Source organism: Streptomyces corchorusii (genome assembly GCF_001514055.1).
GTDB classification, from domain to species: Bacteria; Actinomycetota; Actinomycetes; order Streptomycetales; family Streptomycetaceae; genus Streptomyces; species Streptomyces olivaceoviridis.
Genome location: NZ_KQ948385.1, coordinates 1 through 13,328 on the forward strand (window position 1 = coordinate 1; position 13,328 = coordinate 13,328).

Here is a 13,328-nt window from a genome sequence, read left to right on the forward strand (position 1 = left end):
CAGAGGCGGGCCACGGCCATGGAGACATCGGTGTGGCCCGCCATGCCGTCTACTGGTCGTGGCCGTCTCAGGCTTGGTTTCCGGGCTGGAGCCTCAGCTGTTGGCCAGAGTGCGGTCCAGGAGGGGGAGCAGGCGATCCCAGTGGCGCTTCAGCCCGGAGGCGCTAAAAGCGTCGGTGTCGGACATGGTGAAGCCGTGGATGGTGCCGGGGTAGATCTCGGATGTGTAGCCGACACCTGCCGCATCCAGGGCCTGGTTGAGCTCGCCGAGGGCCTCAGGTGTCATGTCGCCTTCGGCATGGCCGAGGTGAACCTGAGCGGTGAGCTTGGAGAAGAGGTCGGGCCCGTCGACACCCACGGGGCCGTGGAACGCGGCGACGGCCGCCACCTGGTCGGGGCGGGCCGCAGCGGTGCGCATCGCGTAGAGGCCGCCTATGCAGTAGCCGGTCACCGCGACCGGCCCGGCGCCGACCTCGGGCTGGGAGGTGAGGAACCTGAGGTAGGCGTCGGCGTCGCTCAGGACACGTTCGGCGGTGTGCGCCTCGATCAGGGGCATCAGCTGGGCGAAGACCGCGGGCCGGACCTGTTCTCCGATGTACTCGGGAAGCTCGAACAGCGGTGCCGGGCCGTGCCGGTAGAAGGAGTTGGGGACAAGCACGTAGTAGCCGTGCCCGGCCAGTTCGCGGGCCATCTCCCGCAGCACGGGCCGGATGCCGAAGCCGTCCGCGTACATCAGCACCCCTGGGTGCCGCTCGCTGTGGTCGGGGAACGCGGCGAAGGCGTCGGCCTGGCCGTCCGCGGTGGGAATCCGCAGCGTCTTGGTGGGCATGAATGCTCCTGTCGTGGTTGATGTGCAGAGCCTGTGATCAACACGACGGAGGCGGAGCCCGCGCGACAGCGCAAGAGCCTCGATCAAAGAGCGGGCCCGAACCGGCCCGTACGGCGCTCAGAAGAGCCCCGGGTCACCGATCCGTGTGTGGCGCAAGGCCGTCCCGGTATTCATAGCCGCACAGCCTAGCCCACCGGATATGAGCCGACGTCAGCACTCCCGCCCGAGCGGATGCCTCGATTGGACGAGAACCGACACGCGCCGCATGCGACACAGTGAGAATCCGACAGCTTCAGTGCGACAGGACAGCTCCGCAGAGTAACCACGGAGCATCCTCAGCGTCGTTTGCCAACAAGCGTGCTGATTTGCCAACTGCGATGCGTCGTCACACCGACGCTGGCAGCACCCACGACCTACGTCGACGCACGTGTCTGTCCACAGGCGATCCGTGGTCCCTGGAGGCATGAGCGACCACGAGCAGCAGCCGGCCCCGCGCCGCGGCAAGGTCCTGGAGGCCGGGGGCGGTGATGGCGATCTGGGCCCAGTCGTACCAGCGGTGGCCCTTCGCACCGCGTCCGGCGGACAGCTTCTGCCAGGCCCGCTTGGGGATCTTCTTGGCCAGGTGGTCGGCGCGCTGGTCTCCGGCCGGGGTGGGGACTCGGTGGGTGCTGGAGACCGCGAGCACGTAGCCGAGCTGCCGCCGCTCCAGGGCGACGTGCAGGTGCGGGTTGTCGCCGTAGACCTCGTCGCCGGCCGCCCATGCGGCCGCAACTCCCGCGTCCAGGGTGCGCTCGATCATCTGTCGGGCGAGCTGCGGGGCCGCAGCGGTCCGGGTCGCTCGTCCAGGACTTGGGCAGGTAGGAGCGCGATGTCGGCGGCGAGGAATTCGGTGAGGAGCAGCTCATCGGGTGGGTGAACCGCCTTGAGCCCACGGCCCAACGGATCCGGACGGTGGCGCGCTCCCTCTCCCACACGCTGCAACGGGCGCGGGGCGGTATCACCACGGACGATGCGACGCTCCTGCTGATCGAATGGCGAGGGAGCCCCACCGACCACCTCGCCTTCCCGGAATGAGCCGGCAGCGCACCGCCCCTCCTTGGAGCGGGTTCACTCCTCTGTGCGGTGCCATGGCGAGAACCGCCACCGCCGGCTGCGGCCGGAGGCCAGGGTCTCCAAGCGATCATCGTGGCTCGCGTGAACAGCTGATCACGATCAGACCGAACACGATCATTGCGAGGAGCACACTCACCGGCACGAGGGTGCACATTTCGCAGACTCCTACTGCCGTGGTGGGCCCGTGACCGGTGACCGGTCCGTCAGGAGTGCGTGAGGCAGGGTGGCGGGCGTCTTGTCCGCTCCGCCTTCGGAGTCCCAGACCGCCTCCCGGAGCGAGTCGGAGTCGGCCGCTGCCTTGCCGCGGCCCGGAAACGTTCGGCCTCATGGATCAGGCCGGTCGCCGTGAGGCTCCGCGACGGGTCGGTGACCGTGGCCATGAGCGGGGCCGCGGTCGCCGGGGCTGTCTCCGGTGGGATCATCAGCAGATCCCAGCGGCCGAAGGTGTGGGACAGCAGCAACAGCTTGTGCGGGTCCTGCCCGGCATTGGACCAGCCGACGCGCACCATGTGGCCGTGCGCGGGCACTGCTCCCGGGATGACCGGCCAGAACGTGCGGCTCACCGTATCCGGGTGATCCGCCCCCACAGCGGGTCGAGACATCCGACGAGCGCCGGGAGCTGCTCCGTCAGGATGCGCGAACAGGGCCACCAGGCACCGTCGATCAGGGCCGCAGGGGCGCTGGCTGGCGCCAGCATGAGTCGGAGCGGTGACGAAAAAGGGCCCGGCCTCCGACTGCGCGTGTTAGCGGAATGGTCGCGGTCATGGCGGGGACTCAACCCCGGGCCGGTCACGGCCGGCCCGGTTGTCATGAATCGCCGAGAACGACCCGGCGTGGAGGCCGGTGTACGAGATGCTCTCGGTAATCACCAGGATACTCCTCGCCGAGGCCCGGCGGACTGGCGGGGAACGACGGACTGAACGGAACAACAGACGTCACACAGCCAGGGAGTGCTGGGCGAGGGCATGCGAGCCGTCGGGCGTGAGACCTGTCCGGTAGCCGGCGTACAACGTGCCCCGGCGCCCTCAGCCCACTTCCCGCCGGTATCGACAGAGATCATCAACGCGGAGCGCCGTCCCTGGCCGCAGCCGCGCTCGGCGGCGCCTCGGACACCATGATGGCCCACCCCCTGGCGCTTCACTGCGCGATCTCCAGAGCCTGGTGGAGATCGGTGTCGACCAGAACACCACCGTCGTCTTCCCGGCCCCCCTCATGAGCATGATCGGCGAGCTCGGCTCCTTCCTCGCCCGGGAAACCGCGGCCGCCGCACCCGCCGCGGCAGCGCCACCGGCCGGCACCGGCCGCACCGACAAGTCCCTCAGCCCCGCAGGCAGCGCGCCCGGCACCGCGGCGTGAACCCGACCACGGCCCGAGCGATCCGTGGCACCAGGGAGGATTCATGACCGTCGCCTGTCGCGCGCGTCCTCCGGGCACTGGCTGATGATGGGAGTACGGCCGAACACGCGGAGCTGCTCATGACGGGCTGGCGGGTCAGGGACTACACCCAGGACGATCTCGAAGCGATGATCCGTGTCGACATGCAGAGCGGCACGACCGAGGAGCCGCCGCTCTTCCCGCTCTCGGACGCCGTGACGGCCCTCCAGGCACGCCACCCGGCCGTGGTGGCCACGGCCGACGACGTGCTGATCGGCGCCGCGGTGAGCAGGGTGGAGGGCGAACGGGCATGGATCCTGCGCATCTGCATGGCGCCCGGCTGGCGGCAGCGCGGGCTGGGCAGTGCCCTGATCACCGCCCTTGAGCAACGGCTCTTCGCCGCCGGCGTCCGCGCGGTGCACGCCGCCCTGCCCGAGGGCGGGACCGGTGCCACCGCCCTGCGCAACTGCGACTTCGGTGCCCGCCCCGGCCTGGTTTTCTTCGAGAAACGCGGACCGGTGACCCCACAGTCGGCCGGCACGCTGTCCTCACTCGGAGCGGAGCTGCCGCCAGGGGGACTGTGGCAGAAGGTCGCGGGCATGCAACGGGAGAAGCAGCTCATCGAGCGCCGCCTGGTCCTGCCGCTGGCCCACCCCGAACTGGCCGCCCAGCACGGAGTGGAACTGCCACGGGCGGTGATGCTGTTCGGCCCGCCCGGGACCGGCAAGAGCACGTTCGCGCACGCGATCGCCAGCCGCCTGGGATGGCCCTTCCTCGAACTGTTCCCCGCCCGTCTGGCCGCCGAGTACGGCCTGGCGACCGGGCTGAACCGGCGCTTCGACGAGATCGCCCGGCTCGACCACGTCCTCGTCTTCATCGACGAGGTCGAGGAGATCGCCGGCGAACGCGGCGGCGCGGACGCCACCGCTGTCGGCGTCGTCAACGAACTGCTCAAGGCGATCGTCCGGTTCCGAAGCCAGGACGGACGGCTGCTCGTCTGCGCCACGAACAACGTCACCACGCTCGACTCCGCGTTCCTGCGGCACGGCCGCTTCGACTACGTGCTGCCGATCGGCCCTCCCGACCACACCGCCAGGACCGCGCTGTGGGAGAGCTACCTGGCCCGAGCGGACACGCGGGCCGACAGCGCGGTACTCGCGTCCGCCAGCGAGGGGTTCACCCCCGCCGACATCGCCCACGCGGCGCGCACCGTCTCCCAGGCCCAGTTCGAGCGCACCTTCGACACCGGAACCCGGACCACCCCCACCACCGACGACTACCTGGACACGATCCGCGACACCAGGCCCACGGTCAGCGCCGCCATGGCCCAGGAATTCGCCCACCAGACGGTCGACGAGACCCAGGCGGCGGCCATTGCCGCTGAACACGGCCCCGCCGCGGCCGCCGACGCGCTGGCCGCCGCACCCGACGCAGGCGACTGGCGCTACCTGAAGGTGCTGCGCGCCCTGATCCAGAATGATCCGGTTGCCTGAACCACGGCACCGGCCGAAATCACCGCCCGCTTCGCCCAGCCCCGCCTGCGCGCCTTCTACCTGGACCTCGCCTCTGGACAGGTCGCCCAGCGCAACACGTTCCCCGGCAACGCACTGGCCGAGGCCGCAACGGTGACCTTTGCCGTATACCGCGACACCGGCCCAACCGCGAACGAGCCTCCCGCGACCGACCCTGACGACGACCAGCCGTCCGCGGCGCATCTGGCCGAACAGGCGATGCTCATGCTGGTGCTCTTCGCGTTGGGAACCGGCACCGACCTCGGCGACGGCCTCCCGGCCGTCTTGGACCACCTCTACGCCCTGACCGCACCCCTGACCAGCCCACCCGCCAGTCCGCCCGACGACACTCCACCCGGCACGATCCCCGCCGATTTCATCGGCACCGACCCCGCCGCCCGCGCACTGCACTGCCTCCTCGAACACGCACAACACCAGCACGGCGCTCCCGGTGACGGCCTGCCCACCAGACTCCTCAAGCAGCTGACAACCATCACCGAAGCCACCGGCACCCAACTCCGGACCGCCGCCGCCCTCGGCCCCTACCTGCCGCTGCTGCACCAGCGGGCCCGGGACTGGCTCCTGGACCATCGCAGCGTCCTGCTGCACCTGCCGGCCGACGGCACCCCCTCCGTCGCCTCCGCCTGGCTGCGCTGGGGCCTCTCCCACTTTCCGCTGCTCGTCGAACTTGACCGCGCCGAACTCCTGACTCGGCTACGCACCAGCGCCCCACGAGAAGCCGCCTTCCAAGTGGCACTGGCCCTCCTGGACGATCCGCACTTCCTTGGCGACCCGACAGCGCTCCTCACCGAGCTCGCCGCTGCGGACGGCGGAGCGGCCGCGGTGTCCCGGCTGTTGGAACTCCTCGCCCACCGCGCCGCCGCTGCCCCGGCCACCGCCGCCGTCGTGGAGCTGTGGCGGGCCGCCCTGGCAGCGGACCTTCCCGAAGGTGCCCTGGCGGAGCGGGCACCTTCGCCCTGGCCAGCATCGACGACACGCTCTGGCTCGACCTCACCCTTGCCTCCGCCCGCCACACGCCTGCCCTGCGCGACACGGACCACATCGCCGAGCGATCCACCCACCACCCGGACAAACCCGCAGCCGCGCAACTCACCGCCCCGCTCGTCGCCCACCCCAGCACCGACCCATGGCGGGACGCCACCGTCCGCCAACACGCCCGCACTCTCCTGGCCGCGATCGGCCAGCGACCACCGGACCCCCAACTCACCTAAGGCCTGTCCGGCGGATCATGAGTGTTTCGGCTTTCCCTGCCGTGTAGTTGGTCGTGGGCCGTGGTGATCTGACGAACGAAGAATGGCACCGCCTGGAGCCGCATCTGCCCCTCTATGGACGGCGTGGTGGGCGGTGGGCCAGTCACCGCCGGGTGATCAACGGGATCCTTTTCCGTGAGTGGACCGGGATTCCATGGCGGGATCTGCCGGAGAGGTTCGGCAGGTGGAAGACGGTCTACGAACGGCACAGACGCTGGTCCGCAGACGGCACCTGGGACCGGATCCTCCACGCTGTCCAGGCTGATGCCGACGCCGAGGGCCGGATCGACTGGAGCATGGTGGGCGTCGACTCGACGTCCTGCCGCGCCCACCAACACGCCGCCGGCGCCCGCAGGAAGACACCCCGCATTCCGAAAAAAGAGCCACGCCCCGGCAGCATCGTCCCGACGAAGGACTCGGAAGGTCCCGGGGCGGCCTGACGAGCAAGATTCACCTCGCCAGCGAAGGTGGTCGTAGACCTCTCGCGCTGCTGGTCACCCCCGGCCAGTGGGGCGACGCACCACAGATGATCCCCGTACTCGAACGCGTCCGCGTGGCTCGCAAGGGCGAAGGACGCCCGCGCACCCGACCGGGACACCTGAGCGCGGACAAGGCGTACTCCTCCCGCAGGAACCGCCATTACCTGCGCAGACGCCACATCAAGCACACCGTTCCTGAGCCAAAGAAGCAGAGAGCCAACCGTCAGCGCCGAGGCAGCCGCGGCGGCCGACCCGCCGGGTTCGACAAGGAGAAGTACAAGCGCCGCAACGAAGTCGAGCGGACGATCAACCGCCTGAAGAGCTTCCGCGCCGTCGCCACCCGCTACGACAAGCGAGCCTACGTCTTCCACGGCACCGTCACGGTGGCCGCGATACGCCTCTGGCTCCAAGCATGATCCGTCAAAAACGCCTCAGTCGGTGAAGGGATCCTCCACCGTTGGGATGCACGGAGACAGCAGCGCCTCCGTGTGCTGCGTGACTACTCCTCGAACGAGCCTGAGCACGCGTACCTCGTTTTCGTGGCCCGGGGCCTCGTCATCGCGAACGTGGAGGAGCCCATAGGATCCAGGGGCAACTACGGCCACATGCTCGAACAGCTCCACAGGATCCGGCGACGAACGGTGATTGGAGTAGCCGCCGAGGTGGATGAACGGCTCACCGTTCATCCACCTGAGGTCAAGCAAGTACGGGCTGTCTATCTGGGCGATGTGAAGCTCAAGCTCATCGACGATACGCCGCAGACGCGCCTCATCGTCGTCATCCGCTGCGGTCTCCCTCACCGTGATCCAACCGTGGTACTCAAACATCCCGTGATCGTAGTGATGACCTGCTTCACGTGCCGATCGCAGCATGATCCGCCGGACACGCCTTAGTTGGCGCGGATCATGACCGTGAGGACGGGCGAGGGCTGGCTGCGGCCGATGTCCTCATACCCCCACGACCTGTAGAGCGTGTGGACTTTGCCGTCGCCGGCTGACGGGTTGACCATGAGCGTGACGTAGGGCTCGTCTCGTGTGGCCAGGAGCGCGTCATGGATACGCCGTGCGGTGCCCGTGCCGCGCCAGGCCGGGCGTACGCCGATCTCCTTCAAGGCGAAGGCCGGACCTGACGTGTACTCCTCGGCCGGTGTGGGGCTGGTGCGCTGCCAGTACCGGTCACCGTGCCCGATCCGGTTGCCGTACGCGTAGCCGATGGCGTGACCGTCCGCGTACGCCAGTACGGCCTCGAACCCCGGCTCCCCACCGTGCCGGTCCAGACGCTCGCCGAACGCGGTCACCTGGTAGTTCGGCAGGTGGAGCAGCGGGGCGCGCACCTCGGCGTACACGTCGATCAGATCCGCTCGGACCTCGTCCAGGACGGCGGACGAGCGGAGTTTGACGCCCGGTGCTGTGGTCATGCTGATGCCCTTCACGCGGCTACGCGCTCAGTTCAGGTCGGCCATCCACTCGCGGTCGAGGATGGCGTGGACGACCGAGTCGCGCCACTTTCCTGCCTTGAGAACGTGCTCGCGGATCGTTCCTTCTTCGACCATGCCCACAGACGTCATGGTCTTCGCGGAGGCCTCGTTGTGGGAGGAACTGGCACCCCAGATACGGTGGAGGTTGAGGTCGCCGAAGCCGACGCTGAGCAGAAGCCGGACTGTCTCCACGCCGTGCCCCACGCCCCACACGTCTGGACGCAGCGCGAAGCCGATGGTGGCTCCGCGCTGCTGGTGTGGGTCGAGGGCGAGGCGGGCGAATCCGATCAGCTGGTCCGTCTTCCGCTCCACGACGGCGAACGCGAACTCCGTGCGGGGTAGGTCGGTTGCGGCGGCGACGGACCGGGCCACGATCTGTTCGACCTGCTCGCGGGTTCGTGGCTCGAAGCTCAGGTGCTCCGTCGCTTCGGGGCTGCCGTAGATGGCGAGTACGGCGTCCACGTCCTCGATCGTCAGTTCTCTGAGGTTGAGGCGCGCGCTGGACCGACTGATCGGGTACATGGCCCTGGATGCTACCCGCGGGGCAGCGCGGGCCGGCTGGTGGAGAACGCTTCGATCTCCGCACGCAGGTCCTTCCCGGTGACCGCGCTGCGGGCGGGACTGCTCATCAGGGCGCTGCGGACCCGCATCGCGGATACGACGATGCCGTTGTTGCGGTGCGAGGCGGGAAGGTCGAGGACCGGTCGGATGGCGGCTGCCGCACCGTCCGGGTCTCCGCTGTGGAGCCGGATCAGGGACAGGTCGCACTGCGCTCCCGCCAAGTCTCCGAACGCCCAGTTCGGGGAGCTGGGGTCGCTGAAGCCAGTGACAGCCTCCTCTGCCTGTGCGATCAGGTCGGCGTTCCCGTGCCCGAGCAGCGCCTCGGCTTCCACCGTGTAGTAGAGCTGCTTCTCCCAGGCGTAGGTGAAGAGTCCGCCGAGCTGGTTCAGGTCGTCGGGCACGACCTGCTCACGGCGGTCGGATGCCTGTTGGTTGACGAGCCGTACGGTCTCCTCGTCACCGAGCACGGCAGCGGATCGGGCCTTGAGACCGAGGAGCCAGAGGCCGACGGTTCCGCGGAGGTTCGCAGCCGTTTCGGCGCCCCGGCTGGCGTAATGCTGGGCGTCCTCCGGCCTGTTCGCCCAGTACGGGATCAGACTCTTGAGACCGTCTGTGAGGGCGATCAGGCCGGGGTGCTCTGCGTCGCGGGCGCAGGCCGCAGCGACCCGGGTCATCGTCATGGCCTGGTGAGGGTCCTGCATGTCGTTGAACCCTTTGGCCACCAGGAACGACAGGATGGCGCCCTTGGCGTACAGGTCGCGCAGCTGAGAGGGCCGAACGCGACCGCCTTCCAGCAGGCGGAAGACTTGGTCGTGGGTTTCCAGTAGATCGGTCCAGAGTACGGCCAGCGGTTCACGCGGGAACGCAGCCACCAAGCGCTGCACTTCGTCGTCCAGCAGGTCGAGTGTGTCGTCACCTACCCGCTCACGGTCAGCGCCCAGAAGGAACTCCTTCGCGCGTCGTACAGCCATCGCGCCCCTCCTCTTCATCTCGTTGGGGTCCATGCCGGCGTCGGCAGGGAACACAGGTGACGCGCTGGCCAGGGGCGCGACGTGTGGAGCGGTGCCCTCGGGCACCTGCGACCACAGAACGTCGATGCTGTGGCCGAACATCTCGGCCAGGACCTGACGGAAGACTCTCTGCGGTTTCCTGCCCCAGTAGAGCCATCCCTCGATCGTCTTCGGGGCCGGCTCATCCACGCTCTGGAGGCCTAACCGTGCAGCTGCTTCCCGGTACTTCGGCAGGAAGTCGTCGGGATGCCGCATGCCTTGTGCCTCGCAGAGCTGCCGGAAGAACAGCACGACGCCTCCCACTCCGTCCGCCTAGCACGTCAGTGCTCTGACGGTAGAACGCTGTCTCGGTGAAGTTGCCCCCTTCAGACGGTACTTACCGAACCCGAGGACGGTCCGGGGAAGGTTTGAGGAAGTCGTCAACTTGAGGGGCAGAACCCGAGGTCGGTTTGGGGGTAGAGCCGTCCGCGCGCTCTTGCAACGCTCATATCGATCCTCGCTGAGAGTGCACGAACGAGCACAGGACCCAGCGAGCATGCCGCCGAGAGCTGGTCTCGTCCCTCACCTGCGTGTGAGCGACGTTCGGTGACCGGCGGCGGGACGAACGACTCGGAGAATCCGGTGAGAGACGTACGAGCCACAGCCGAGCCGACGACCAACGCGCTCGCACGCAGCTGGCGTGAGGAGCCGCGAGTCGTGCCCCGACAGGAACGTGAGGCCGCCGTCCGCTCGTGGCTGCTGCTGTCGGCCGCCAGCGCAGACACATCGCGTACCGAATGGGACAGGACCGGGATCGCCCTCCTGCACTGTGGGGCGCTGCTCTCCGTGATCCGCATGTCCACCGAGCTGGTGGAAGCGGCGGCCGGCTCGAACGAGCCCGGCTCCGTGCGGGACTTCCTGGAGGCCGCGCTGTTCGGCGGGCCGGTTTTCGTCGACGTGTACACGGCCCGGTACTACGCCCTGGTTCCGGCGAGCGCCGCGGACCGGCCGGAGTGGCGTGAGCGGCGGCACGCGCCGCACGCGGAGATCCTCGGACGCGGCAGCTACGTCGGTGTGCCCCGGCCGGGGCTGGATGAGCCGCACTCCGGGCATTTCAGCTACTGGTGCGTGCCGATGCACGGCCCTGCGGACCTGTGTGACCCGGACGCCGTGTCCCAGCTCGTCGCTCACGGGCGGCACCGGCTCACGACGCGGGAGGCCGTCAGTGGGCGTTGAGAAGGCCGAGCCGGGCGACGAGCAGGCCGTGGCAGCGGCGTGTCACCGCGTGCTGTGGGACATGCGGCCCTTCGACGCCGACGAGACGCGGGCGCTGCTGGAGGAGCTGGACGGACACGTGCGGGCGCTCAGCCCGCAGGTGACGGCGTTCGTGCCGGAACTGGCCGGCGAGACACGCGAGACGGCTTTCGTCGTGCTGCGCAACGTCGACCGGGTGCTGTACCCGGACGCGCCGTCGACGGACTGGCAGTTGCGGCTACACGATCTCGCTGTTCTCGCGCGCGCCTTGCGTGAACTGCGCGCGCTGGGGCGTCGGCGGGTGGGCGGGGAGCGACGGGGTGGCGGCGTTGACGAGGCGGCTGATCCGAGTGGCTGGCTCGCCGCCAGGGCGGGGGCCTGACCGTGGAGCGGTCTTGGGTCATCGGGGACTGCTGGCTCGGTTGTGAGCGGACCGGAGTCCGGGTGCTCTGGCTGGGACCGGTGCAATGGGACGGGTACACGCGCCGTTCATGTCGTGTGCGTCGTGCCTGGCCCGGCTCATGGCGCAGGCCGGCACCTACTGGCTCAGCAGGCCGCGTATCGGGGCGGCGAGTTGAAGACCCCCGCACGGGGCTTGGCAGCGACCAGTTCCGTGCGGGACGGCGGCCCGGCCCGTCCGCGAAACCCCCGAGGCGGATGGGCCGGGGCCGCCGGCTCTGCTGGTGTCGCTCTCTGGTTGGGCGATCCTCACGTGGGGGGGACGAGCCAATGGCCAGCAGAGGGCCCGTGCGGCGAGGCCGAGTCGCGAATATCTACGGCCCGCGTCGGCTGCCTCTCCGGTCCGACCCCGGACACGGGCACTTCCCCTTCGTTCTGCTACTCAGGAGAAAATCTTTTCGTGAACGCGCCGCCAGGCACCGATGTTGTGCCGCCGGTCCCGCTGCGGCCGGCCGCTCCCTTACGGCCGGTTCTGAAGCTCGCCCTGGAGGAGGCCGACTTCGCGGCGGACGTCACCGTCGACGATGATTCCCTGCTCGTGTCTGTGCTCACCATCAGGGTGCCGTGGCATCCGACGACGGCTGAGGCCGCCCAGGAGTGGATGCGGACGGTGGATGTGCCGGGTGAGGCCAGGTGGGATGGCGCGGGCATCGTCGTCCTCCACCTGCATGAGGCGGCAGCGGTGCACCGGTTCATTGCGTTGCTGGAGCCGCAGATCTGCGCGAACGCCACCGCTGCTGGGCTCAGGCGCGTGCTGAGTGAACTCGGCGTGGACAGCGTGACGGGCGCGAGCCGGGACGTCATCGACGTGCGACTTGGCGGTGACGAACTGGGCTCGGCGGTGGCGCTCGCGGAACAGCTCGGCGCTCCCCGCATCGCTCAGGGCCTGGAGCTGGGGCGGCCCCGTGGTCTGCGACGTCTCGCCGAGCGCTTCCGGTACCTCGTCACGGGGGTCGTGGGCTCCCTGGTCGACGCCGTCTTCGAGCCAGGCTGCACCCACGAAGAGGAGAGTCTGACCCTGTACCTGTCCGTGGACCAGGCGGGCCGACTCCTCCAGCGCCTGAACCGCAACGCCCTCGACGGCGCAGTGCCGGCCGATGTGAGGCGGCTCGTCGTGCACTCGCGGGAGGGTTCGTGAAGCGCCCCCGCAGCGTGCCGGTGGACGTGCGGGAGCCCGACCGGCGGGATGAATGGGAGCTGTCCTGGTACCGGGAGCGGCTGGCCGACCCTTCTCTGCTTGACCGCGCGGTGGTGATCGTGGTCGACGGCACTGGGTATCTGGTCGTGCCGTGCTGCGGACGGCGCCGCGGGGGCTGCGTGAGCGCCGGCGACGCGGAGGTCATCTGGCATCTGTGTCGACCAGCTCCGCCAGCTGCCGGGCTTCCCCGACGCCCGCGTGCGCTGGTCGACGGACCCGGACGTCTGCCATGCCGTCGAGTGGGGTGACCCGGTGCCCAACACCACCGACGGCCACCTGCGCGGCAAGTTCTACGGCTACAGCGACGAGGCGATCGCCGCGTACGCGGAAGAGGCGGACGGCCGTGAGCAGTGAGCCGGGCGAGATCGGGCGGGACGAGACCAGGCCAGCGCAGGACTCGACCGACAGGCCGGTGTGCGCCTTCCATCGCCAGTTCGACCAGATCGTGGAACTCGACGCCGCCGGCCGGTGCTGGCGGTGCCGCTGCGCGCCGACGGAAAAGGCCATCTACCCCGACGAGGACGACTCGGAGGACTGCGACTGATGGGCGAGCGATCGCCTTCCGTCCCGTCGCAACGGTCGGCAAGGCCTTGATGGAGCTTGGCCGACGCGAACACCCCTGAACGCCTGTCTGGTGGCCCGAGCGGATCCGGCCCTGGCCACCAGACAGGCTCCAAGCTCCGCCCGTATGACACGGCAGTCGGCGCGGGCGGACACGGCGCTGGGGCCTACGCCCCCCTTCACGGGCCCCAGCGCCGCCACGGCCTGATCTAACGCAGGCCTCCACGGACCATCACGTTCCACGCAGTAGCGT

The 13,328-nt window shown here is 69.3% G+C and carries 16 protein-coding genes and 2 pseudogenes; 11 read left to right on the forward strand and 7 right to left on the reverse strand.

Features of this window, described 5'->3' with window-relative positions; genetic code table 11:
* Nucleotides 1–93 precede the first annotated feature (93 nt).
* Nucleotides 94–828 carry a dienelactone hydrolase family protein gene (locus AQJ11_RS44045; protein ID WP_059267254.1) on the reverse strand — a complete coding sequence of 245 codons (735 nt, stop codon included), beginning with the start codon at nucleotides 826–828 and terminating at the stop codon, nucleotides 94–96.
* Between the two features lie 484 nt (nucleotides 829–1,312).
* Nucleotides 1,313–1,688: pseudogene (locus AQJ11_RS50645) on the reverse strand (transposase); the annotation flags it as partial.
* 52 nt (nucleotides 1,689–1,740) lie between these two features.
* Here AQJ11_RS50645 and AQJ11_RS47835 point away from each other — a divergent pair.
* Entirely contained in the window at nucleotides 1,741–1,902 is a 162-nt protein-coding gene (locus AQJ11_RS47835) for a hypothetical protein (RefSeq protein WP_425265041.1), read from the forward strand.
* A gap of 242 nt (nucleotides 1,903–2,144) precedes the next feature.
* Here AQJ11_RS47835 and AQJ11_RS52015 read toward each other — a convergent pair.
* Nucleotides 2,145–2,752: pseudogene (locus AQJ11_RS52015) on the reverse strand (DUF5994 family protein).
* A gap of 350 nt (nucleotides 2,753–3,102) precedes the next feature.
* Here AQJ11_RS52015 and AQJ11_RS50650 point away from each other — a divergent pair.
* The 4 genes from AQJ11_RS50650 (at nucleotide 3,103) to AQJ11_RS48975 (ending at nucleotide 6,992) form a co-directional block, all read left to right on the forward strand.
* Nucleotides 3,103–3,297 (forward strand): hypothetical protein, encoded by a 195-nt coding sequence (locus AQJ11_RS50650; protein ID WP_059267257.1) that lies wholly within the window; start codon nucleotides 3,103–3,105, stop codon nucleotides 3,295–3,297.
* Nucleotides 3,298–3,416: 119 nt separating this feature from the next.
* A complete protein-coding gene (locus AQJ11_RS44065) occupies nucleotides 3,417–4,808 on the forward strand; it encodes an ATP-binding protein (protein ID WP_079082709.1) in 1,392 nt (463 codons plus the stop codon).
* A 132-nt stretch (nucleotides 4,809–4,940) separates the two neighbouring features.
* On the forward strand, nucleotides 4,941–6,125 hold the full coding sequence (locus AQJ11_RS44070; protein ID WP_059267258.1) for a hypothetical protein: 1,185 nt from the start codon (nucleotides 4,941–4,943) through the stop codon (nucleotides 6,123–6,125).
* Nucleotides 6,112–6,992, forward strand: a protein-coding gene (locus tag AQJ11_RS48975) for an IS5 family transposase (RefSeq protein ID WP_107120981.1) whose coding sequence is annotated in 2 segments (ribosomal slippage) — nucleotides 6,112–6,472 and nucleotides 6,472–6,992 — 882 coding nt in all. Because the reading frame shifts where the segments join, the coding sequence is not laid out codon by codon here. Before AQJ11_RS44070 ends, AQJ11_RS48975 begins: the two co-directional genes overlap by 14 nt.
* A gap of 15 nt (nucleotides 6,993–7,007) precedes the next feature.
* Here the strand turns inward: AQJ11_RS48975 and AQJ11_RS44085 are convergent.
* From AQJ11_RS44085 to AQJ11_RS44100, 4 genes are all read right to left on the reverse strand, one after another.
* Nucleotides 7,008–7,403, reverse strand: a complete 396-nt coding sequence (locus tag AQJ11_RS44085; RefSeq protein WP_059267261.1) for an Imm7 family immunity protein — start codon at nucleotides 7,401–7,403, stop codon at nucleotides 7,008–7,010.
* 62 nt (nucleotides 7,404–7,465) lie between these two features.
* Nucleotides 7,466–7,993 (reverse strand): GNAT family N-acetyltransferase, encoded by a 528-nt coding sequence (locus tag AQJ11_RS44090; RefSeq protein WP_059267281.1) that lies wholly within the window; start codon nucleotides 7,991–7,993, stop codon nucleotides 7,466–7,468.
* A gap of 27 nt (nucleotides 7,994–8,020) precedes the next feature.
* Nucleotides 8,021–8,575, reverse strand: coding sequence for a GNAT family N-acetyltransferase (locus tag AQJ11_RS44095; RefSeq protein WP_059267262.1), 555 nt, complete (start codon nucleotides 8,573–8,575; stop codon nucleotides 8,021–8,023).
* 11 nt (nucleotides 8,576–8,586) lie between these two features.
* Nucleotides 8,587–9,915 (reverse strand): hypothetical protein, encoded by a 1,329-nt coding sequence (locus tag AQJ11_RS44100; protein WP_244218668.1) that lies wholly within the window; start codon nucleotides 9,913–9,915, stop codon nucleotides 8,587–8,589.
* 405 nt (nucleotides 9,916–10,320) lie between these two features.
* On the opposite strand from AQJ11_RS44100, the gene AQJ11_RS44105 reads away from it, so the two are divergent.
* The 6 genes from AQJ11_RS44105 to AQJ11_RS44120 all read left to right on the forward strand — a co-directional run bounded on the left by AQJ11_RS44105 (nucleotide 10,321) and on the right by AQJ11_RS44120 (nucleotide 13,058).
* On the forward strand, nucleotides 10,321–10,839 hold the full coding sequence (locus AQJ11_RS44105; RefSeq protein WP_059267263.1) for a hypothetical protein: 519 nt from the start codon (nucleotides 10,321–10,323) through the stop codon (nucleotides 10,837–10,839).
* Complete coding sequence (locus tag AQJ11_RS44110; protein WP_059267264.1) at nucleotides 10,829–11,239, forward strand: hypothetical protein; 411 nt, start codon at nucleotides 10,829–10,831, stop codon at nucleotides 11,237–11,239. Before AQJ11_RS44105 ends, AQJ11_RS44110 begins: the two co-directional genes overlap by 11 nt.
* Nucleotides 11,240–11,716: 477 nt before the next feature.
* Entirely contained in the window at nucleotides 11,717–12,454 is a 738-nt protein-coding gene (locus AQJ11_RS44115) for a hypothetical protein (RefSeq protein WP_159061815.1), read from the forward strand.
* A 26-nt stretch (nucleotides 12,455–12,480) separates the two neighbouring features.
* Entirely contained in the window at nucleotides 12,481–12,762 is a 282-nt protein-coding gene (locus tag AQJ11_RS53040; RefSeq protein ID WP_355077216.1) for a DUF6302 family protein, read from the forward strand.
* Nucleotides 12,665–12,868 carry a DUF6302 family protein gene (locus AQJ11_RS52025; RefSeq protein WP_279616987.1) on the forward strand — a complete coding sequence of 68 codons (204 nt, stop codon included), beginning with the start codon at nucleotides 12,665–12,667 and terminating at the stop codon, nucleotides 12,866–12,868. Before AQJ11_RS53040 ends, AQJ11_RS52025 begins: the two co-directional genes overlap by 98 nt.
* Complete coding sequence (locus AQJ11_RS44120; protein ID WP_059267266.1) at nucleotides 12,858–13,058, forward strand: hypothetical protein; 201 nt, start codon at nucleotides 12,858–12,860, stop codon at nucleotides 13,056–13,058. The genes AQJ11_RS52025 and AQJ11_RS44120 overlap by 11 nt, the downstream gene beginning before the upstream one ends.
* The last annotated feature ends 270 nt before the right edge of the window (nucleotides 13,059–13,328 follow it).